Source organism: Compostimonas suwonensis (assembly GCF_002797855.1).
Taxonomy (GTDB): domain Bacteria; phylum Actinomycetota; class Actinomycetes; order Actinomycetales; family Microbacteriaceae; genus Compostimonas; species Compostimonas suwonensis.
Map to the genome: position 1 here is coordinate 1 of NZ_PGFB01000004.1, position 19,709 is coordinate 19,709.

The following is a 19,709-nucleotide window of genomic DNA, read 5'->3' on the forward strand; positions in this document are numbered from 1 at the left end:
CACCAACCAACAAAAAAACTGCCAGCCAGTGCCCGAGGTAAAAATTGGCATTTGACAATGTGCACGCTGTTGAGTTCTCAAGGAACGGACGCACCTAATTGAGGTCTTCCGACCGGCTTTAGGGCAACTTCTCTACCTTACCACCTTTCGAGACTCTCGTGAACAACTCGAGAACTTCGTGTTCAGAGAACACAACTGTCTCGATGTTCCGGAGAACTCGTGGAGTGGGTTTTCAATCTTAGGCCTGGCCAGCTCGACCTACAAGAGGAGGAGCTGAAGCTTTCTTGATTGGCCCCGCTTGAGGCCGGGAAGCTCTTCGGCTTTCCCGCACCTTTGGGGTGACGAGTTAGAACATTACGGGGCTCTCGCGATCGGCGCAAATCCTGCGTGTCGGCCGGGCGTGTCGCGCTGGGCGAGCCCCTGTTCTCACTCGATGAAGACGCCGGCGAGAGTCTTCTTCCCGCGCCGGAGGACGGCCATCGCGGCATCCGGAACCGTCTCGGCGAGAGTCTGCGTCTCGCTCTGCACCTTGACGTTGTCGAGGTAGACGCCACCCTCCGCGATCGACCGACGAGCAGCGCTCAGACTCGGACTCAGTCCGGTGTCGACGAGGAGCTGCGCGAGGGTCGTGGTCGGTGGAGTCGTCGTGTTGGGGAGCTCACGGAGAGCGGCCTCGAGCGTGCGCGGGTCGAGCGACTCGAGATCGCCCTGCCCGAAGAGCGCCTGCGCGGCTGCTATCGCGGCATCCGTCGCCGCTCGCCCGTGCACGAGGCTCGTCACCTCGTCGGCGAGCACTCTCTGGGCCTCGCGCTTGAACGGCTGCTCCGCCACGACGGACTCGAGCCTCTCGATCTCCTCCCTGCTCAGGAAGCTGAAGACCTTGAGCCGCGGGATGACGTCGCCGTCGTCGGTGTTGAGCCAGAACTGGTAGAAGGCGTACGGACTCGTCATCTCCGGGTCGAGCCAGATCGCGTTGCCCTCGCTCTTGCCGAACTTGGTGCCGTCGGAGTTCGTGATGAGCGGCGTGCCGATGGCGTGCGCACTCCCCCGTTCGACGCGATGGATGAGGTCGGTGCCGCTCGTGAGGTTTCCCCACTGATCGGAGCCGCCGGTCTGCAGGGTGCAGCCGTACGTCCGGTAGAGCTCGAGGAAGTCGTAGCCCTGCAGGATCTGGTAGCTGAACTCGGTGTAGCTGATACCCGCTTCGGAGTTGAGCCTCGCGCTCACGGCATCCTTTTTGAGCATCGTGCCGACCCGGTAGTGCTTGCCGACGTCTCGCAGGAAGTCGATCGCGCTGAGGGATGCCGTCCAGTCGAGGTTGTTGACCATCCGTGCGGCGTTGTCGCCCTCGAAGCTGAGGTAGTTCTCCACCTGCCCCCGCAGACGGTTCACCCAGTCGGCGACGACGTCTTTGGTGTTGAGGGTGCGTTCGGCGGAGGGCCGCGGATCGCCGATGAGGCCTGTCGAGCCGCCGACGAGGCCCAGGGGCTTGTGCCCCGCCAGCTGGAGCCGCCGCATGACGAGGAGCTGAACGAGATTGCCGAGATGCAGGCTCGGCGCCGTGGGGTCGAAGCCGCAGTAGAAGGTGATGGGCTCTCCGGACAGCACCCGCTGCAGCTCGACCTCGTCGGTCGAGACGTGGACGAGGCCCCGCCACTGGAGCTCTTCCCAGACGGAGGGGAAGCTCGGATCGTTGTGCTGGATGCTGAGGTTTTCGCTGGTGCCGGACACGTCGTCTACCGTACCAAGCCGAGGAAGCCTGCGACTGCCATCCACTCCTCACCCTGCCCTCACCCTGTTCTCCTTCCGCGCGGTAAAGCCTGAGGGGTTGATACTGTTATTATCAATGCTTTAGGCTTGATGTGTGAAGTAACAAGCTCAAAGGCTTGTCATGACGAAAGGAAAGCCCAGTGCTCGTGATCACCGCAGACCAGGTGCGCAGCAGGCACAACGCCGACGAGGCCGGAGCGGCCGTCGAGACGATCAACGGGCGGTACGGCTCGGCGCTCCCCCTTCCGGTCGACCGCACGGCAGGCGACGAGATCCAGCTCATCGCGCCGTCGGGCGAGATCGCGCTCGAGGTGATCCTCCTGCTCGCCCGATCGGGGCACTGGTCGATCGGCCTGGGCGCCGGCCAGGTGCTCACGCCCCTGCCGGAGGCGACACGGGAAGCCACCGGATCCGCTTTCATCTCCGCACGCGACGCCGTCGGCCGCGCGAAGAAGGCCACCCTGCGCTTCGCGGTCGACACGGACACCTCCGGCATCCTGCCCGGCACCGGCACCGGCACCGGCACCGGCACCGGGCAGGATGCCGCTCCAGCGGCCGGCTCCGCCGCCGACACCGTCGAGGCGCTCATGAACCTGCTCCTGTTCATCCGCTCACGCAGGACCCCGGAAGGGTGGGAGCTGTTCGATCTCGTCGCGGCGGGCGCGACGCAGCGGGCCGCGGCATCCGAGCTCGGAATCACCCCCCAGGCCGCGAGCGCACGGGCATCGGCGGCGGGGATCAGATTCGACCTCGCGGCGCAGCCATCGCTTGTTAGGCTGCTGGACGAACTCGATCGGCTGTCGACAAGCGAGGAAACCACTTCATGACGCATTCGTTCCTCCTCGCCCCGCTGCTGCTCGAGGGCGGCGTGCTCATGCTCGCCGCCGCGGCCCTGCTGCTCGCGGTGCTCGCCGTCTGGCTCGGCAAGCACACGCTCATCGCCTCCTCGGCCGCCTCACTGGCGCTCGCGATCGGCTTCGCCTGCCTGCCCAACCCGACCCCCGGCCCCGGCTACGCCATCGTGCTCGGCGCGATCACCCTCGCCCTCGCGGTCGTCGGCGGCGCCCCCGCCGCCACCTGGATCCTGAGCCTCGCGACCAAGGGCAGTGTCACAGCGGGTCTGCACGGCGGCATCGTCGTCGACGACGACTCGCGAACGGGCGTCACGACGGCACCCCACGAGGTCTTGCGCGGCGGGCTGATGATCGGTCTGCTGGAGCGGGCAGCAATCGCGGGCACGATCCTGGCCGGTTTCCCGGAGGGGATCGCCGTCGTCGTGGCCGTCAAAGGTGTCGGCCGGTTCACCGAGCTCGCGGCTGCGGAGGCCCGGGAGCGGTTCATCATCGGCACCCTCGCGAGCATCGGCTGGGCCTGCGCGAGCGCGATCCTCGTGCGCCTGATGACGGCATAACGCAGGAACAGCGCGACGACAGGCGTGCGCGCTCCCGCCCTCGCGGCCTACGAGACGGTCGGCCCGGGTTTCCGCCGACGCGGCACGCTCTTGCGGTAGGCCGACACGGTCGGGTCGTCGGCGATCCAGAACCGCCACGGGAAGGCGTCGCTGCCGCCGTCCCCGCTCACCCCGACCCGCGGGCCGGACAGGAACGGCGCCGGAACGGACGCCGGTGTGACGGAGAACGGCGGCTCGAACAGCGCCGCCCCGTTCTGGGAGAGACGGATGCCGAGGGCCACGGTCAGACGGGCGGGGCCCCGCGCGAGATCGCGAGCCGGCACCTGCTCACCACGACGACGGCGCGCGACATCCGCACCGCCGACGATCTCGCCCGCCCGCAGCAGCAGCGCCGAGGACTCGCCTTCGGGCGAGCAGACGATGTTCGCGCAGGTGTGCATGCCGTAGGTGAAGTAGGTGTAGAGATGCCCTGGTTCGCCGAACATCACGCTGTTGCGCGGCGTGCGGCCCCGGAAGGAGTGCGAACCGGGATCGATGCCGACCCCCAGATAGGCCTCGACCTCGGTGATGCGCACGGAGACCGGGCCCTCGTCGCTCTCGTGGGTCAGCACCGCACCGAGCAGGCGGGGTGCGACCACGACGGCGGGCTCATCGAACACGGGTCAGAAGAGCCGCACGCCCAGCGCGACCGAGATGATGATGCCGCCGACCACCACGACGATGGCGAGCGCCACGACGGCCGGGATGATCCACGGGTACTTCGGCGGCTTCTTCTCGGGCCGTTCCCTGGGCTGTCTGCCGAAGGTCATCAGGCGGTTCCTCCCCGTTCGATGGATGCCGCGACCGTCGCCACCCGCTTGGTGAGCTCGATCAGCTGTTCGGCCACCCGCACGGGGGCCGTGCCGCCGATGCCCGACCGGCTCTCCACCGATCCGCGGATCGTCAGCACGCTGCGCACCTCGGGGGTCAGGAGGGCCGACACCTCGGCGAGCTGGGAGTCGCTCAGCTCCTCGAGCTCGAGGCCGTTCTGCTCGGCGAAGCGCACGAGGGAGCCGGTGATCTCGTGGGCGTCGCGGAAGGGAACGTGCTGTTTGACGAGCCATTCGGCGACATCCGTGGCGAGGGAGAAGCCTTGCGGGGCGAGCTGCGCCATCCGCTCGGTGTTGAACCGCAGGGTCGCGACCATGCCCGTGAACGCCGGGAGGAGCACTTCGAGGGTGCGGATCGAGTCGAAGACCGGTTCTTTGTCTTCCTGCAGGTCGCGGTTGTAGGCGAGCGGCAGACCTTTGAGCGTCGCGAGCAGGCCGCTCAGGTTGCCGATGAGCCGGCCGGCCTTGCCCCGGGCGAGCTCGGCGATGTCGGGGTTCTTCTTCTGCGGCATGATCGACGAGCCGGTCGAATAGGAGTCGTCGAGGGTGACGAAGTCGAACTCCTTGGTGTTCCAGAGGATGATCTCCTCGGCGAAACGGGAGAGGTCGATGCCGATCTGCGCCGCGACGTAGGCGAACTCGGCGACGAGGTCGCGGCTCGCGGTTCCGTCGATCGAGTTCTCGACGACCCGTGCGAACCCGAGCTCGGAGGCGACGAGGCCGGCGTCGAGCCCGAGGGTGTTGCCCGCGAGGGCGCCCGACCCGTACGGCGACGCGTTGACGCGCCTGCCCCAGTCGTCGAAGCGTTCGAGATCGCGCACGAGCGGCCAGCAGTGCGCGAGGAGGTGGTGGGCCAGCAGCACGGGTTGCGCGTGCTGGAGGTGGGTGCGACCCGGCATGATCGCTTCGAGGTTGGCCTCGGCCTGAGCCACGATCGCGTCGATGAGGCCGACGAGCTGGTGCGAGAGGATGGCGGCGTGGTCGCGCAGCAGCAGACGCACGAGTGTCGCGATCTGGTCGTTGCGGCTGCGCCCGGCGCGCAGTTTGCCGCCCAGCTCGCCGCCGGCCAGATCGATGAGGCCGCGCTCGAGCGCCGAGTGCACGTCTTCGTCGCTCTCCTCGGGCCGGAACCGCCCGTCGACGACGGCCTGCTCGAGCCGGTCGAGGGCGTCGATCATGGCCGTGAGCTCGTCGGGACTCAAGTACCCCGCCGCCGCGAGTGCACGGGCGTGCGCCCGTGAGCCGGCGAGGTCGTACTCGGCGAGCTGCCAGTCGAAGTGCGTCGACTTGCTGAGAGCGGCGAGCTCGGGAGCCGGGCCGCCCGCGAAACGGCCGCCCCAGAGGGAGCCGGCCTCGCCCGCGCGGTTCGCGACCTCGCCCGTCATACGCCGGCCCCGCTCACCACGAGCTCGCTGCCCGACGCATACTGCGGCCGGCCGACACCGGCGGAGGTGTCGAGGCCGTCCGAATGGGCCAGCGCAACGCGGTCCGACATCGTTCTCCTTCAGAAAGTGGTTCTTCTCCAGTGTATGGGCAGGCACCGGCCGGCCTCGGCGGCCTCCGCTACGCCGCGGCGCGCTCCAGAAGCCAGACGAGCAGAGCCTTCTGCGCGTGCAGCCGGTTCTCGGCCTCGTCCCAGATGACGCTCTGCGGGCCGTCGATGACGTCGGCCGCGACCTCGTACCCGCGGTCTGCGGGCAGGCAGTGCATAAAAAGCGCGTCGGGGCGCGCGAGCGCCATGAGCTCGGTGTCGACGCGATAGCCGCCGAAGACGGTGAGCCGCGCGGCCTTCTCCTCTTCTTTGCCCATCGAGACCCAGGTGTCGGTCACGATGATGTCGGCGTTCGCCGCGGCCTCGAGGGGATCGGTGTAGAGCTCGATCGACCCGCCGGTCTGCGCGGCGATGGCATCGGCATCCCGCACGACCGAGTCGGACGGCGAGTACTCGGCCGGCGAGGCGACGCGCACGTGCATGCCCGCCGTCGCACCCGCGAGCAGATACGACTGCGCCATGTTGCTCGCCCCGTCGCCGAAGAAGGCGAGGGTGAGACCCGCGAGCTCACCGCGCTGCTCGCGGATCGTGAGCAGGTCGGCGAGCAGCTGGCAGGGGTGGAAGTCGTCGGAGAGCGCGTTGACGACGGGGACCGTCGTGCCCTGCGCCATCTGCTCGAGCCCGCTCTGGGCGTAGGTGCGCCAGACGATCGCGGCGACCTGGCGCTCGAGCACCCGAGCCGTGTCGGAGGCCGTCTCCTTGCCGCCGAGCTGGCTGTTGGCGGTGCTGATGATGAGCGGGCTGCCGCCGAGGTCGGCGATGCCCACCGCGAACGACACCCGGGTGCGCGTCGACGACTTGTCGAAGATCACGGCGACCGTCTGCGGCCCTTCGAGGGGCTTGCGCGCGAAACGGTCTCGCTTCAGCTCAAGGGCGAGATCGAGGATCTGCGCCTGCTCGGCCGGAGTGATGTCGTCGTCGCGCAAGAAGTGGCGGGTCATGGATCGCTTTCGTGTTCGTGGAGCAACCAGGTTACTGGGTCGGGAGCGACTCGAGCGCCGCTCCGAACCGTCGTGCGAAGTCGTCGATCTCGGCGTCGCCGACGATGAGCGGCGGAGCGATCCTGATGCTCGACTCGTTCGGGGCGTTCACGATGAGCCCCTCGCGGAAGGCGGCGGCATGGAGCTGAGCGGCCACCGGCTGCTCGAGCCCGATTCCGATGAGCAGACCCCTCCCGCGCACCTCGGAGACGAGGGGCGAGTCGAAGCCGAGGATGATCTCGCGCAGCTGAGCGCCGCGCCGGGCCGCGTTCTCGACGAGGCCGGCCGTCTCGATGTGCTCGAGCACGGCGTTGGCGGCGGAGGTCGCGAACGGGTTGCCGCCGAAGGTGCTTCCGTGCTGCCCCTTGGAGAAGAGGTCGGATGCCCATCCGAAGGTCACGAGGGCGCCGATGGGGATGCCGCCGGCCAGGCCCTTCGCGAGGGTGATCGCGTCGGGCACCACACCCTCGTGCTGGTAGGCGAACCACTCCCCCGTGCGGCCGACTCCGGTCTGGATCTCGTCGAGGACGAGCAGCGCGCCGCAGCGCTCGGTCAGCTCGCGGGCGTGACGCAGGAAGCCCTCCGGCAGTTCGAGCACACCGGCCTCGCCCTTGATGGGCTCGATGAAGACCGCGGCCACGCTGTCGTCGATCGCGGCATCCAGCGCTTCGATCGTGGAGTCGATGTGCTCGACCCCGCCCGGCAGCGGCACGAACGGATCGCTCATGGCCGGCTTGCCCGTGAGAGTCATGGCCCCCATCGTGCGGCCGTGGAACGAGTTCGTCATCGCGATGATGCGGGTGCGCGAGCCGTTGGGGTTGTTGAGGCGCGCGAGCTTGAATGCCGCCTCGTTCGCCTCGGTGCCCGAGTTGCAGAAGTACACCCGGCCACCGCCGTCGCGTGCCCCGGTCAGGCGCAGCAGGCGCTCGGCGAGGTCGAGCTGCGGCTGCGTCGAGAAGTAGTTGGAGACGTGCACGAGGGTCGAGACCTGCTCCGTGACCGCGGCGACGAGCGCCGGGTGGGCGTGGCCGAGCGAGTTCACGGCGATGCCCGCGAGGAAGTCGAGATACCTGATGCCCTCGGAATCCCAGACGTAGCAGCCCTCGCCACGGGTCAGGAGCGCCTGCGGGGTCGAGATCGTCTTCATGAGGGTCGCGTCGAACCGTTCGGTCCACTGCGCGTTCGTGGTCATGCCGCCTCCACGGGAACGACCTCGGTGCCGATCCCACTCTGTGTGAAAATTTCGAGGAGGATCGAGTGCTCGATCCTCCCATCGATGATCGCCGACTTCGCGACGCCGCCGTCGACCGCCTCGAGGCACGCCGCCATCTTCGGGATCATTCCCGACTCGAGCGACGGGAGCAGGCTGCGCAGCTCGTCGCTCGTGATGACGGAGACGAGCGAGTCGCGGTTCGGCCAGTCGCTGTAGAGCCCTGCGACGTCGGTGAGGATCACGAGCTTCGCGGCCCCCAGGGCGACCGCGAGCGCTGCGGCTGCCGAGTCGGCGTTGACGTTGAGGGACTGCCCCGGCACATCCATGTCGGGGGCGATCGAGGAGACGACGGGGATGCGGCCCGCGTCGAGCTGCGCGATCACGGCCTGCGGGTCGACGCCCACGACGTCGCCGACGAGGCCGAGGTCGACCTCCTCGCCGTCGATGACCGCGCCGCGCCGGCGCCCGCGGAAGAGGCCGGCGTCTTCACCGGAGAGGCCTGCCGCGAGCGGACCGTGCTCGTTGATGTGGCTCACGAGCTCGCGGTTGATGCCGCCGCTCAGAACCATCCGCACGACGTCCATCGCCTCGGGGCTCGTGACACGGTAGCCGCCGCGGAACTCGCTCTCGATGCCGAGCCTCTCGAGCATGCTCGAGATCTGCGGGCCGCCGCCGTGCACGACGACGGGGCGCAGGCCCGCGTATCGCAGGTAGACCATGTCTTCGGCGAAGCTGCGCTGCAGCTCCTCGCTCACCATCGCGTTGCCGCCGAACTTCACGACGACGATCTGGTCGTGGAAGCGCTTGAGCCACGGCAGCGACTCGATGAGCGTCGCCGCCTTCACGCGCGCCTCGGCCGTCTCCGTGGCCGTGGCACCCGAGGCCGTCGCACCCGGGGTGGCGCTCGTGCCCGTGCTCTCGGGAATCACCGTGTCGTCGCCCATTCTCAACTCGCGTACGCGCTGTTCTCGTGCACGTAGTCGTGCGTGAGGTCGTTCGTGAGGATCGTCGCGGCACTCTCGCCCGACTTCAGATCGATGAGCACGTGCACCGCTCGCGGGCTCAGATCGACCTCGTCACGAGGGCGGTCGGGGGCTCCCGCCGAGCACACCCGCACGCCGTTCATCGAGACGTCGACGTCGTAGGGGTCGAACTCCGCCGACGTCGTCCCGATCGCGGCGAGCACCCTGCCCCAGTTGGGGTCGTTGCCGAAGACCGCGGCCTTGAACAGGTTGTTGCGTGCGACCGAGCGGCCGACCTCGACCGCGTCGTCCTCGCTCGCGGCGCCGATCACCTCGATGCGGATGTCGTGGCTGGCGCCCTCGGCGTCGGACTGCAGCTGCTCGGCGAGATCGGCGCACACCGCCGTCAGCGCGACGGCGAACTCCGCGAACTCGGGCGAGACGCCGGACGCCCCGCTCGCGAGGAGCGTGACCTGGTCGTTGGTCGACATGCAGCCGTCGCTGTCGAGCCTGTCGAAGCTCACCCGGGTCGCTGCGCGCAGCGCGGCGTCGAGCTGCGCCGAGTCGAGCACGGCATCGGTCGTGACGACGACGAGCATCGTCGCGAGGCCCGGGGCGAGCATACCCGCGCCCTTGGCCATGCCGCCGATGCTCCAGCCGTCGGCGCGATGGCTCGCGACCTTCGGCACCGTGTCGGTGGTCATGATCGCCGCCGCCGCGTCGGGGCCGCCCCGCGCGTCGAGGGCCGCCGCCGCGGCATCCACTCCGGCGAGGAGTTTCGCGCGGTCGAGCTGGTCGCCGATGAGACCCGTCGAGCAGACCAGCACATCGCCCGCCGAGACGCCGAGGGCCGTGGCGACGGCCTCGGCGGTCGCGTGGGTCGTCTGGAAGCCCTCCGCTCCCGTGAAGCAGTTCGCACCGCCCGAGTTCAAGACGACGGCCGAGACGACGCCGTCGCCGATGACCTGTCGCGACCAGATGATGGGGTTCGCCTGAGCGCGGTTGCTCGTGAAGACAGCAGCGGCGGCCTGCAGCGGGCCGCGGTTGACGACGAGGGCGAGATCGGATCTGCCGGAGGCCTTGAGCCCGGCCGCGATGCCGCTGGCCTCGAAGCCTGCGGGAGTGGTGACGCTCACGGGGCGACTCCGTTCACGGTGAGCCCCAGGGTCTCGGGCAGGCCGAGGGCGATGTTGGCCGATTGCACGGCGGCGCCCGCCGTGCCCTTGACGAGGTTGTCGATCGCGGTGATCGTCACGACCCGCTCGGCCGCCTCGTCGACGGCGAGGCCGATGAGCGCGGTGTTGGCGCCGACGACATCCGCCGTCTTCGGGAACCGGCCCGCAGGCAGCACGTGCACGAACGGCTCGCCGTTGTAGGCGAGCTCCCACGCGGCGCGCACGTCGGCGGCCGACACTCCCGGCTCGAGTCGCGCCGTCGCGGTCGCGAGGATGCCGCGCGACATGGGCACGAGCACGGGGGTGAACGAGATGCTCACGGCTCCGGCTCCGGTGAGCTGGAGGTTCTGCCTGATCTCCGGAACGTGGCGATGGGTGCCGCCGACCGCATACGGCATCGCGGAACCGAGGATCTCGCTCGCGAGGAGGTGCGGCTTGAGGGACTTCCCCGCCCCGGAGGGACCGACCGCGAGCACGGCCACGAGGTCTTGCGGGCTGATCACGCCGGCACGCAGCCCGGGCGCGAGACCCAGGGTCACGGCGGTCACGTTGCACCCGGGAACCGCGATGCGCTTGACGCCGACGAGCTGCTCGCGCTGTTTGCCGTAGCCGCCCGTGCCACCGTGGAGCAGCTCGGGCAGTCCGTACGGCCAGGCGCCGTAGAAGTCGCCGCCGTAGAACGTCGCCCACTCGGCCTCGTCGGTCAGCCGGTGGTCGGCGCCGCAGTCGACGACGAGGGTCTGCGGGTCGAGGCCCTCGGTGATCGCGCCCGACATGCCGTGCGGGAGCGCGAGGAAGACGACGTCGTGGCCGGCCAGCACCTCGGGGGTCGTCTCGCGGAGGGTCAGGTGCGCGAGCGATCGGAGGTGCGGCGCGACCTCGCCGAGAGGAAGCCCGGCACTCTGGTTCGCGGTGACCGTGCGCACCTCGAACTCAGGGTGATCGGCGAGGACACGGAGCAGCTCGCCACCTGCGTAGCCGCTTGCGCCGACCACAGCCACCGAAAAAGTCATACGTCAAATCTAGCGACTCCCGAGCGTGCCTCCTTGCGGCACCGCTCGGGCACGGTCGCCGCTCCTACTCCCTGATCGTCGCGCCGAAGCGTTCACCGGCGAGAGCGGCGCCCGCGAGCTTGGCCTCGCTCGCCTCCGCCGCCGTGAGCGTGCGGTCGGGGGCGCGGAAGCGAAGGGCGAAGGTGAGGCTCTTGTGGTCGTCGTCGATCCCGGCCCCCCGGTAGTCGTCGACGAGCCGCGCGTTCTCGAGCAGCTCTCCGGCACCCGCGACGACGGCGGCGAGCACCTCGCCCGCCGGCACGGCGACCGGCACCACGAGGGAGAGGTCTTGCGTGGCGGCGGGGAAGCTCGAGATCGGCCGCGCGACGACGTCTGCAGCGGATGCCGCGAGCAGCACCTCCACGTCGACCTCGGCGACCGCCACCACCCGGGGCAGATCGAGCTCGTCGGCGAGCGACGGGAGCAGCTCGCCCGCGAAACCGACGGACCGGCGCTCGCCGTCGACGGTCGCGACGAGCTCTGCCGTGCGACCCGGGTGCAGGGCCTTGTGCGATCCCTGTCGCACCTCGATCTCGACCCCGAGGGCGAGACCGATCTGGGCGACGGCCGCGAGCGCGTCGGCGATGCCGACGGCCACGGCCGCCTGGCCGTTCTGCTTGGGGACGGCGCTGCCGAGGGCGAGGAAACCCGTGTGACGGGGCTGGGGCGGGATGCCCGCGCCGAGCGTCTCGAGCTCGGCCGAGCTCGGCAGGGCGGCACCGGGCGGCAGCTGCGCCTGCCCGTAGTCGCGCCCGGCCTCGGGCAGGAAGACGAGCCCGACCTCGTAGAGCGAGAGGTCGGTGAGCCCGCGGGAGAGGTTGCGGCGGGCGATCTCGATGAGCCCGGGCAGCAGTGAGGTGCGCATGTACGGCACCTCACCGTCGAGCGGGTTCGCGAGCCGGATCGCGGGCACGGCGCCCTCGTCGGGTCGCCCGAAGAGGTCGTTGGAGGCCTGCGAGACGAAGGGGTAGGCGAGCACCTCGGTCGAGCCCGCCGCCGCGAGCACCTGCGCGAGCTGGCGTCGCGCCTGCTGCTCGCGCGTCAGGCCCCGGCCGGGCGGCGCGACCGGCAGCACCGAGGGGATGCGGTCGTAGCCGATGATGCGCGCGACCTCCTCGGCGAGGTCGGCCTTGCCCGTGAGGTCGGGGCGCCAGCTCGGTGGAGTGACCGTCAGGCCGTTCGGCGTCGCGACGATCGTGCCGCCGATCACGGCGAGGGAGCTGCGGATCTCGTCGTCGTCGAACTCGACGCCGATGAGACCGGAGACGTAGCCCGAGGGCAGCTCGATCGGGGTCGGCGCAGGAGCGGCGTGGTGCGACGATCCGAGGTCGACGGCCTGGCCGCCGGCCAGCTGTTCGAGCAGTTGGACGACGCGCGCCGCGGCTGCGAGCGCCACCTGCGGGTCGACACCGCGCTCGAAACGACGCGACGCCTCGCTCGGCAGCTTGTGCCGGCGAGCCGTGCGTGCGACCGAGACGGGATCGAAGTTCGCCGCCTCCACGAGCACGTCGTGGGTCGACGCCGAGATCTCGGTCGCCGCGCCGCCCATGACGCCCGCGAGGCCGATGGCCCCGGAGTCGTCGGCGATCACGAGGTCTTCGGGGTGGAGCGTGCGCGTCTGACCGTCGAGGGTGACGAGCGTCTCCCCCGGCGTGGCACGGCGCACCGTGAGGCCGCCCGAGACACGATCCAGGTCGTAGCCGTGGATGGGCTGGCCGAGCTCGAGCATCACGTAGTTGGTGATGTCGACGGCGAGCGAGATCGAGCGGATGCCGGCGAGCCCGAGCCGCGCGATCATCCACGCGGGTGTGGGGCGGGTGGCATCCACCCCTCGCACGACGCGCGTGACGAACACGGTCGACCCGATGCGATCGCGAACGGGCGCCTGGTCGTCGATGACCACGGGGAACCCTGCGGCCTGCACGGGATCGACGGCGAGCGCGGGATCGCGGAAGGCCGCCCCCGTGGAGTGCGAGTACTCGCGGGCGATGCCGCGGATCGAGAGCGCGTAGCCGCGATCGGGCGTCACGTTGACCTCGATGGCGGAGTCGTCGAGCCCGAGGAGCGCGATCGCGTCGGTGCCCACCTCGGGATCGAGCCCGAGTGTGGTCAGACGCAGGATGCCCTCGTGCTCGTCGCCGAGCCCGAGCTCGCGCGCGGAGGCGATCATGCCGTCGGAGACGTGACCGTAGGTCTTGCGCGCCGAGATCGGGAACGGCCCGGGCAGGACGGAGCCGGGGAGGGAGACGACGACCTTATCGCCGACGACGAAGTTGTGCGCACCGCAGACGATGCCGTGCACGGCCGGTCCGCCGTCGGCGGCGGTCTCGGTGCCTGGCGCGACCCGCACCTGGCACCAGCGGATGGTCTTGCCGTTGCTCTGCGGCTCGTCGACGAACTCGAGCACCTCGCCGACGACGACGGGGCCGCTGATCTCGAAGCTGTGCAGGTCCTCCTCTTCGAGGCCGACCTTCACGAGTGCCGCGTGCACGTCTTCGGGGGTGGTTCCGGGGCGCAGGTCGACGAACTCGGCGAGCCAGCTCAGGGGTACACGCATGACTAGACCACCATTCCGAACTGCTGGCTGAACCGGATATCGCCCTCGACCATGTCGCGCATGTCGTTGAGCTCGTTGCGGAACTGGAGGGTGCGCTCGATGCCCATGCCGAAGGCGAAGCCCGAGTACTCATCGGGGTCGATGCCCGCCGAGCGCAGCACGTTGGGGTTGACCATGCCGCAGCCGCCCCACTCGACCCAGCGCGCACCGCCCTTGGCGTTCGGCTGCCAGACGTCCATCTCGGCACTCGGCTCGGTGAAGGGGAAGTAGTTGGGGCGCAGGCGGATCTGCGCGCCCTCGCCGAACATCGCCCGGGCGAAGTGCTCGAGCGTGCCGCGCAGGTGCGCCATGGTGAGGCCGCGGTCGATCGCGATGCCCTCGACCTGGCTGAAGACGGGCGTGTGGGTCGCGTCGAGCTCGTCGGTGCGGTACACCCGGCCCGGGGCGATGACGTAGACCGGCAGCTCGCGGTCGAGCAGCGAGCGCACCTGCACGGGCGAGGTGTGCGTGCGCAGCACGAGGTGCGCCTCCGCGGGCTCGACGAAGAAGGTGTCCTGCATGGCCCGTGCCGGGTGGTCGGCGTCGAAGTTGAGGGCGTCGAAGTTGAACCACTCGCTCTCGAGCTCGGGGCCCTCGGCGACCTCCCAGCCCATGCCCACGAAGATGTCGCCGATGCGCTCCTGCAGCAGGGAGAGCGGATGACGCGCACCCGGCGTCCAGCGCGAGGCCACGGCCGTCACGTCCAGACGCTCTTGCTCGAGCTGCTGGGCGAGCTCGGCCGCGACGATCTGCGCCTCTTTCGCGGCGAACGCCTGGTTCACCCGCCCCTTCGCCTGGCCGACGAGCTTGCCGAGGGCGGCGCGCTGATCGGCGGGCACGTCGCGCAGGCTCGCGTTGAATCGCGAGAGCGGCGAGGCCTCGCCGAGATGGGCGGCACGCACGGCCTTGAGCGCCGTGGAGTCGTGCGCTTCGTCGATGGCGCCGAGCGCGGCATCCACCGCGGCGGCGACCGCTTCTTCAGAGATGGGGGTGGGATCTGACACGAGTCCCAAGTTTACGGGAGGAGCCCGCCGCCGATGATCACACCGGTCTCGATGTGTGGAGGGCCACGGCGCCCGTGAGCTGTGGAGGGCTCACTCGACCTCGGCGTCGACGGGGTCCGCGACCGGCTTCCGGGATCCCCGCGCCGCACGGCCCCCGGTGCGCCGTCGAGCGAGTCGCCGCGCGATGAACGAGACCGTGAGGTTGACGGCGAGGTACATCGCGACGAGCACGATGAAGACCGAGAAGGCGTACTGCCCGGCGCCGAAGTACTCCGACATCAGCCGGCCTCGGCGGATCAGCTCCTGCATGCCCACGATGTAGCCGAGGGAGGTGTCCTTCAGCAGCACGACGAGCTGCGCGACGATGATCGGCGTCATGTTGCGGAAGGCCTGGGGGAACTCGATCGTGAGCCGGGTCTGCAGGCTGCCGAGGCCCATCGCGAGCCCCGCCTCCCGCTGGCCACGAGGCAGCGCGACGATCCCCGAGCGCAGCGCCTCCCCGATGATCGCGCCGTTGTACAGCGCGAGGCCGCCGACGACTCCGATGAACGGGTCGACGCGGAAGACGAGCACGATGAAGAGCATCATGAGCAGCACGGGCATGCCGCGCAGGAACTCGAGCACGATCGTCGTCGGAATCCTGATCCAGCGGTGCTCGGCCATCCTCAGGAGCGAGATGAGCATTCCGAGCAGGATCGCGAGCACGGCGGCGTACAGCGCCGCCGTGAGCGTGACCCCGAGCGCCTGGAGCAGGTCGAGCCAGACCAGCGGGTCGTTGAAGATGTCCCAGCGATCGGCGTCGAAGAGCCCTTGCCGGCTGAGCGTGAACGCCGCGTAACCGACCACCACGAGGATGCCGACGCCCACGACCCACGAGATCACCCGTGATCGGCGCCGGGTCCGCGGCCCGGGCACGTCGTAGAGGATGCTCGTCATCGGCTCACCGCCACTCTCTTCTCGAGCCGGTCAGCGAGCTGACCGAGCGGGACGGTGATGATGAGGTAGCCGACACCCACGAAGAGCAAGATGAGCGCGACATCCGCGGGATGCACGTTGGCGAGCCGCTGGCCCACGCTCACGAGGGTGAAGACGAAGAAGCCGCTCGCGACCGAGGTGTTCTTCGTGAGCGCGATGATGACGTTGATGAGCGGCGGCACGACGCTGCGCAGGGCCTGCGGCAGGATGACGAGGGTCACGCTCTGCGTGAAGGTGAGCCCGATCGCCCGGGCCGCCTCGGCCTGCCCGACCGGCACCGAGTTGATGCCCGAGCGGATCGCCTCGGCGAAGAAAGGGGTCGTGTAGAGGGTCAGGGCGACGATGGCCCCGACCTCGAAGTCGAGGGTCACGCCGAGACGGGGAAGCACAAAGGCCTCGAAGAAGAAGACGAGAGTGAGGGGGGTGTTGCGCAGCAGCTCGGTATAGGTCGCGGCGACCGCGCGCAGGCTGCCGATCGGGCTGATCCGCAGTGCGGCGACGAGGATGCCGAGCGGCAGCGCGAAGAGCACGGTGGCGCCCAGCAGGTACAGCGTCGCTCCGAGCCCCTGGAGGTACAGGGGAAGCTCGGCGAGGACGGAACTCACGGTTGGCCTCCTCTGCTCGGCTCGGCGGAACGCGGGTGGTGCCCGGCACCCTCAGACGCCGGACACCACGTGAAACGGATCAGTAGCGGTCGATGGTCGGAGGATCGGGCGTCGGGAGCACCTCGCCCGCCGTCTCATCGAACAGCCGCGCCCAGGTGCCGTCGTCGAACGCCTCCTGGAGCACGTCGTTGACGAAGCCGCGGAACTCGGTGTCGCCGAGCTCCAGGCCGATGCCGTACGGCTCCTCCGTGAAGGTCTCGCCGTCGCCGGCGAGCTTGAACTCGCCCTCGTTCTGGTCGACGAAGCCCGAGAGGATGACGTTGTCGGTCGTCACCGCGACGACCTGGCCGTTGCGCAGCGGGTCGAGGCAGTTGCTGTAGATGTCGGTCGCGATGAGCTCGGCACCGTAGGTGTCGACGATGTTCTTCGCGGGGGTCGACCCTTCGACCGAGCACACGGGCTGGCCGGCGAGGTCGTCGGGGCCGATGATCGTGTCGTCGTCGGCGAGCACCATGATCGCCTGACCGGCCTCGAAGTACGGCCCGGCGAAGTCGACGAGCTCCTTGCGGGCGTCGTTGATCGTATACGTCGCCACGACGGCGTCCACCGTGCCGTTCTGGATGCTCTGCTCTCGCTGCGGAGACGGGGTCTCCACCCATTCGATGCTGTCGAAGGGGATGCCGAGCTTCGAGGCGACGAGCGCGCCGATCGCGACGTCGAAGCCCTCCGGCTTGTCTCCCGTGCCGAGCAGTCCGAAGAGCGGCTGGTCGAACTTCGTGCCGATCGTCATGGCGCCCGCCGCGGCGAGCTCCGCCATCGTCGTGCCCTCGTCGAACTCCGGGCTCTCGGCGATCTCGAGGTTGTACGGACCGTCGCCCGTGGCCTCCTCGGCCGCACCGGTGTCGTCACCGCTGCCTGCGCTGCCGGGAGCGCCGCACGCCGTCAAGGTCAGCGCGACGGCTGCCGCCGCGATGCCGAGTACGAGTCTTCTGCTTCTCATCGTTCGTTCCCATCTTCTTGTGGTTGCTGGGTTCTCGGGTCTTCCTGCCGCCTCGTGTGCGCGCCTCAGTGGGTGAGGATCTTGGACAGGAAGTCTTTGGCCCTCTCGCTGGAGGGGTTGTCGAAGAAGTCGGCCGGGGTCGTGTCTTCGAGCACCCGGCCGTCGGCCATAAAGAGCACACGGTTCGCGGCCTTGCGGGCGAAGCCCATCTCGTGGGTGACGACGATCATGGTCATGCCGTCTTTCGCGAGCTGCACCATGACGTCGAGCACCTCGTTGATCATCTCGGGGTCGAGGGCACTCGTCGGCTCGTCGAGCAGGATGAGCTTGGGGTCCATGGCGAGCGCCCGGGCGATCGCGACGCGCTGCTGCTGACCACCGGAGAGCTGCGCGGGCATCTTGCGCGCCTGATCGGCGACCCCGACGCGTTCCAGGAGCTCCATGGCGCGTTTGTCGGCATCCGCCTTCGACGTCTTGCGCACCTTGATGGGGCCGAGGGTCACGTTCTCGAGCACGGTCTTGTGGGCGAAGAGGTTGAACGATTGGAAGACCATGCCCACGTCGGCTCGCAGATGCGCGAGCGGGGCGCCCTCTTCGGGAAGGCGGCGCCCGTCGATCGTGATGACACCGGAGTCGATCGTCTCCAGGCGGTTGATCGCGCGGCACAGCGTCGACTTGCCCGAGCCGCTCGGCCCGATCACGACGACGACCTCGCCGCGGGCGACCTGCGTGCTGATGTCTTTCAGAACGTGCACGTCGCCGAAATGCTTGTTGACGCCCTCCAGCACAACGAGCGGATCAGTGCTCTGCGCACCGCGATTCGGCTCCGGAAGAACGGACGGCGTCATCCCCCCACAATAGGTGACATCCGTTGCCGGGGCATAGGAATCGCACAGTCTCTTTACCGAGTTGTAACACCTCGGGAGCACGGGCGGCAGACACCGCAGCCGGGGTCAGGCGCGCTGCGCGAAGGCGCTCTCGTAGAGGCACACGGATGCCGCGGTCGCGAGATTCATCGACTCCGCCTGGCCGTAGATGGGCACCGCGATCGAGCGATCGGCGAGGGCGAGCTTCTCTTCGGTGAGCCCCCGCGCCTCGTTGCCGAACAGCCACGCCGTCGGCTGGGCGAGCAGGCCCTCGTTCCTGGCCTCGAGCAGATCCTTGCCCTTGATGTCGGCGGCGAGCAGCTGCATCCCGGCCGCGTGCGCGCGGGCGCGCACGTCTTCGGCCTCGACGCCCACGGCGACGGGAAGGTGGAAGAGCGAGCCGGTCGTCGCTCGGACGACCTTCGGGTTGTAGAGGTCGACGGTGCGCCCCGTGAGCACAACGGCGTCGGCGCCCGCGGCGTCGGCCGCGCGGATGATCGTTCCCGCGTTGCCCGGGTCGCGCACCTCTTCGAGAACCGCCACGAGCTTCGGCGAGCCGTTGAAGATGTCCTTCACCGAGGTCGGGAACTGGTGCGCGACGGCGACGAACCCCTGCGGAGTGACGGTGTCGGCCATGGTCTCGAGCACGTGCTCGCTCACGAATTCGACATCGACACCGGCATCCACCGCTGCCTGGGCGATGTCGGTGTAGCGGTCGAGGGCCGTGGGGGTCGCGTAGAGCTCGATGAGGAGGTCGGGGCGGAAGGTCAGAGCCTCCGCCACGGCCTGCGGGCCCTCCAGGAGGAAGAGCCCCGTCTCTGCCCGGGCGCTCCGCTTGGCCAGCTTGGCCACGGAGCGCACGCGGGGGGAACGCGGATTATCGAGCACGCCTTCAGTTTAGTGCGCGCGACCGCGCCCGACCGGTGCCGCGCTGTAACGCAAACGAGGGCGCGTCGCCCGGATTTCCGGGCGACGCGCCCTCGGCGCTGTGCAGCTGTGCGTGACCGCTGGACTAGGCGGCGTCGACCCGGGGGGCCGAGGTGTCTTCGGGGAGGGCCTTCTTGGCCGTCTCGACGAGGGCCGCGAACGTCGCCGGCTCGTTGACCGCGAGCTCGGCGAGGATACGACGGTCGACCTCGACACCCGCGAGCCCGAGGCCCTGGATGAGACGGTTGTAGGTGAGGCCGTTCTGACGCGAAGCGGCGTTGATGCGCTGGATCCAGAGACGACGGAAGTCGCCCTTGCGAGCGCGACGGTCGCGGTACGCGTAGACGAGGGAGTGGGTGACCTGCTCCTTGGCCTTGCGGTACAGACGCGACCGCTGGCCGCGGTAGCCCTCGGCGCGTTCGAGGATGACGCGACGCTTCTTGTGGGCGTTGACCGCCCTCTTTACTCTTGCCATGACGTTTTTTCCTTACGAGTCGTTCGGTGAAGCGAGGGGATTATTTGCCGAGGAGGGTCTTGATGACCTTGGCGTCGGCCGGAGCGAGCACCTGCTCCTGGTTCAGACGACGCTTGCGCTTGCTCGACTTGACCTCGAGGTTGTGGCGCATGCCTGCCTGCTGCTTCATGACCTTGCCGCTACCGGTGACCTTGAAACGCTTTTTGGCGCCCGAGTGGGTCTTCTGCTTGGGCATTCTTCTCTCCTTGTTCGTACTACAGGTTCGTGTCGCCGTGCG

General features: G+C 69.2%; 20 protein-coding genes. 2 read left to right on the plus strand and 18 right to left on the minus strand.

Features of this window, described 5'->3' with window-relative positions; all coding sequences use genetic code 11:
• Window positions 1–426 precede the first annotated feature (426 nt).
• Entirely contained in the window at window positions 427–1,731 is a 1,305-nt protein-coding gene (gene tyrS / locus CLV54_RS11090; RefSeq protein ID WP_100345065.1) for a tyrosine--tRNA ligase, read from the minus strand.
• Between the two features lie 179 nt (window positions 1,732–1,910).
• On the opposite strand from tyrS, the gene CLV54_RS11095 reads away from it, so the two are divergent.
• Both CLV54_RS11095 and CLV54_RS11100 read left to right on the plus strand, forming a co-directional pair.
• Window positions 1,911–2,597: a DNA-binding protein gene (locus tag CLV54_RS11095; protein ID WP_100345066.1), complete on the plus strand. Its 687-nt coding sequence runs from the start codon at window positions 1,911–1,913 to the stop codon at window positions 2,595–2,597.
• Entirely contained in the window at window positions 2,594–3,181 is a 588-nt protein-coding gene (locus tag CLV54_RS11100; RefSeq protein WP_100345067.1) for a hypothetical protein, read from the plus strand. The genes CLV54_RS11095 and CLV54_RS11100 overlap by 4 nt, the downstream gene beginning before the upstream one ends.
• Window positions 3,182–3,228: 47 nt before the next feature.
• Here the strand turns inward: CLV54_RS11100 and CLV54_RS11105 are convergent, their stop codons facing one another.
• The 17 genes from CLV54_RS11105 to rpmI all read right to left on the minus strand — a co-directional run bounded on the left by CLV54_RS11105 (window position 3,229) and on the right by rpmI (window position 19,667).
• Window positions 3,229–3,840 (minus strand): DNA-3-methyladenine glycosylase, encoded by a 612-nt coding sequence (locus CLV54_RS11105; RefSeq protein WP_100345068.1) that lies wholly within the window; start codon window positions 3,838–3,840, stop codon window positions 3,229–3,231.
• Window positions 3,841–3,843: 3 nt separating this feature from the next.
• Window positions 3,844–3,990 carry a hypothetical protein gene (locus CLV54_RS17530; RefSeq protein WP_157802934.1) on the minus strand — a complete coding sequence of 49 codons (147 nt, stop codon included), beginning with the start codon at window positions 3,988–3,990 and terminating at the stop codon, window positions 3,844–3,846.
• The gene (argH, locus tag CLV54_RS11110) at window positions 3,990–5,435 is read right to left on the minus strand and encodes an argininosuccinate lyase (RefSeq protein WP_100345069.1); all 1,446 of its coding nucleotides are present in this window, start codon (window positions 5,433–5,435) and stop codon (window positions 3,990–3,992) included. Before argH ends, CLV54_RS17530 begins: the two co-directional genes overlap by 1 nt.
• A gap of 178 nt (window positions 5,436–5,613) precedes the next feature.
• On the minus strand, window positions 5,614–6,543 hold the full coding sequence (argF, locus tag CLV54_RS11115; RefSeq protein ID WP_100345070.1) for an ornithine carbamoyltransferase: 930 nt from the start codon (window positions 6,541–6,543) through the stop codon (window positions 5,614–5,616).
• Between the two features lie 31 nt (window positions 6,544–6,574).
• Entirely contained in the window at window positions 6,575–7,774 is a 1,200-nt protein-coding gene (locus CLV54_RS11120) for an acetylornithine transaminase (RefSeq protein WP_100345071.1), read from the minus strand.
• Window positions 7,771–8,739, minus strand: a complete 969-nt coding sequence (gene argB, locus CLV54_RS11125) for an acetylglutamate kinase (protein ID WP_100345072.1) — start codon at window positions 8,737–8,739, stop codon at window positions 7,771–7,773. Before argB ends, CLV54_RS11120 begins: the two co-directional genes overlap by 4 nt.
• A 2-nt stretch (window positions 8,740–8,741) precedes the next feature.
• Window positions 8,742–9,893, minus strand: a complete 1,152-nt coding sequence (gene argJ, locus CLV54_RS11130) for a bifunctional glutamate N-acetyltransferase/amino-acid acetyltransferase ArgJ (RefSeq protein ID WP_100345073.1) — start codon at window positions 9,891–9,893, stop codon at window positions 8,742–8,744.
• A complete protein-coding gene (gene argC / locus CLV54_RS11135) occupies window positions 9,890–10,945 on the minus strand; it encodes an N-acetyl-gamma-glutamyl-phosphate reductase (RefSeq protein ID WP_100345074.1) in 1,056 nt (351 codons plus the stop codon). The genes argJ and argC overlap by 4 nt, the downstream gene beginning before the upstream one ends.
• 64 nt (window positions 10,946–11,009) lie before the next feature.
• The gene (gene pheT, locus CLV54_RS11140; protein ID WP_100345075.1) at window positions 11,010–13,541 is read right to left on the minus strand and encodes a phenylalanine--tRNA ligase subunit beta; all 2,532 of its coding nucleotides are present in this window, start codon (window positions 13,539–13,541) and stop codon (window positions 11,010–11,012) included.
• A gap of 2 nt (window positions 13,542–13,543) precedes the next feature.
• Window positions 13,544–14,584: a phenylalanine--tRNA ligase subunit alpha gene (gene pheS / locus CLV54_RS11145; RefSeq protein WP_100345076.1), complete on the minus strand. Its 1,041-nt coding sequence runs from the start codon at window positions 14,582–14,584 to the stop codon at window positions 13,544–13,546.
• Window positions 14,585–14,674: 90 nt separating this feature from the next.
• A complete protein-coding gene (locus CLV54_RS11150; RefSeq protein ID WP_100345077.1) occupies window positions 14,675–15,520 on the minus strand; it encodes an amino acid ABC transporter permease in 846 nt (281 codons plus the stop codon).
• A complete protein-coding gene (locus tag CLV54_RS11155; protein WP_100345078.1) occupies window positions 15,517–16,164 on the minus strand; it encodes an amino acid ABC transporter permease in 648 nt (215 codons plus the stop codon). Before CLV54_RS11155 ends, CLV54_RS11150 begins: the two co-directional genes overlap by 4 nt.
• A 79-nt stretch (window positions 16,165–16,243) precedes the next feature.
• Window positions 16,244–17,164: a glutamate ABC transporter substrate-binding protein gene (locus CLV54_RS11160; protein WP_100345079.1), complete on the minus strand. Its 921-nt coding sequence runs from the start codon at window positions 17,162–17,164 to the stop codon at window positions 16,244–16,246.
• A 65-nt stretch (window positions 17,165–17,229) separates the two neighbouring features.
• Window positions 17,230–18,012: an amino acid ABC transporter ATP-binding protein gene (locus CLV54_RS11165; RefSeq protein WP_100345080.1), complete on the minus strand. Its 783-nt coding sequence runs from the start codon at window positions 18,010–18,012 to the stop codon at window positions 17,230–17,232.
• Between the two features lie 105 nt (window positions 18,013–18,117).
• The gene (locus CLV54_RS11170) at window positions 18,118–18,918 is read right to left on the minus strand and encodes a TrmH family RNA methyltransferase (RefSeq protein WP_100345081.1); all 801 of its coding nucleotides are present in this window, start codon (window positions 18,916–18,918) and stop codon (window positions 18,118–18,120) included.
• 124 nt (window positions 18,919–19,042) lie between these two features.
• The gene (gene rplT, locus CLV54_RS11175; protein ID WP_100345082.1) at window positions 19,043–19,432 is read right to left on the minus strand and encodes a 50S ribosomal protein L20; all 390 of its coding nucleotides are present in this window, start codon (window positions 19,430–19,432) and stop codon (window positions 19,043–19,045) included.
• A 40-nt stretch (window positions 19,433–19,472) separates the two neighbouring features.
• Window positions 19,473–19,667, minus strand: coding sequence for a 50S ribosomal protein L35 (gene rpmI / locus CLV54_RS11180; protein WP_100345083.1), 195 nt, complete (start codon window positions 19,665–19,667; stop codon window positions 19,473–19,475).
• Window positions 19,668–19,709: the final 42 nt, after the last annotated feature.

Excerpts from the sequence above, each read along its gene's own strand:
- CLV54_RS11100 (WP_100345067.1), top strand. The coding sequence starts at position 2,594 with ATGACGCATTCGTTCCTCCTCGCCCCGCTGCTGCTCGAGGGCGGCGTG.
- CLV54_RS17530 (WP_157802934.1), bottom strand. The coding sequence starts at position 3,990 with ATGACCTTCGGCAGACAGCCCAGGGAACGGCCCGAGAAGAAGCCGCCG.
- argH (WP_100345069.1), bottom strand. The coding sequence starts at position 5,435 with ATGACGGGCGAGGTCGCGAACCGCGCGGGCGAGGCCGGCTCCCTCTGG.
- argF (WP_100345070.1), bottom strand. The coding sequence starts at position 6,543 with ATGACCCGCCACTTCTTGCGCGACGACGACATCACTCCGGCCGAGCAG.
- CLV54_RS11120 (WP_100345071.1), bottom strand. The coding sequence starts at position 7,774 with ATGACCACGAACGCGCAGTGGACCGAACGGTTCGACGCGACCCTCATG.
- argB (WP_100345072.1), bottom strand. The coding sequence starts at position 8,739 with ATGGGCGACGACACGGTGATTCCCGAGAGCACGGGCACGAGCGCCACC.
- argC (WP_100345074.1), bottom strand. The coding sequence starts at position 10,945 with ATGACTTTTTCGGTGGCTGTGGTCGGCGCAAGCGGCTACGCAGGTGGC.
- pheT (WP_100345075.1), bottom strand. The coding sequence starts at position 13,541 with ATGCGTGTACCCCTGAGCTGGCTCGCCGAGTTCGTCGACCTGCGCCCC.
- CLV54_RS11150 (WP_100345077.1), bottom strand. The coding sequence starts at position 15,520 with ATGACGAGCATCCTCTACGACGTGCCCGGGCCGCGGACCCGGCGCCGA.
- CLV54_RS11160 (WP_100345079.1), bottom strand. The coding sequence starts at position 17,164 with ATGAGAAGCAGAAGACTCGTACTCGGCATCGCGGCGGCAGCCGTCGCG.
- CLV54_RS11165 (WP_100345080.1), bottom strand. The coding sequence starts at position 18,012 with ATGACGCCGTCCGTTCTTCCGGAGCCGAATCGCGGTGCGCAGAGCACT.
- rplT (WP_100345082.1), bottom strand. The coding sequence starts at position 19,432 with ATGGCAAGAGTAAAGAGGGCGGTCAACGCCCACAAGAAGCGTCGCGTC.
- rpmI (WP_100345083.1), bottom strand. The coding sequence starts at position 19,667 with ATGCCCAAGCAGAAGACCCACTCGGGCGCCAAAAAGCGTTTCAAGGTC.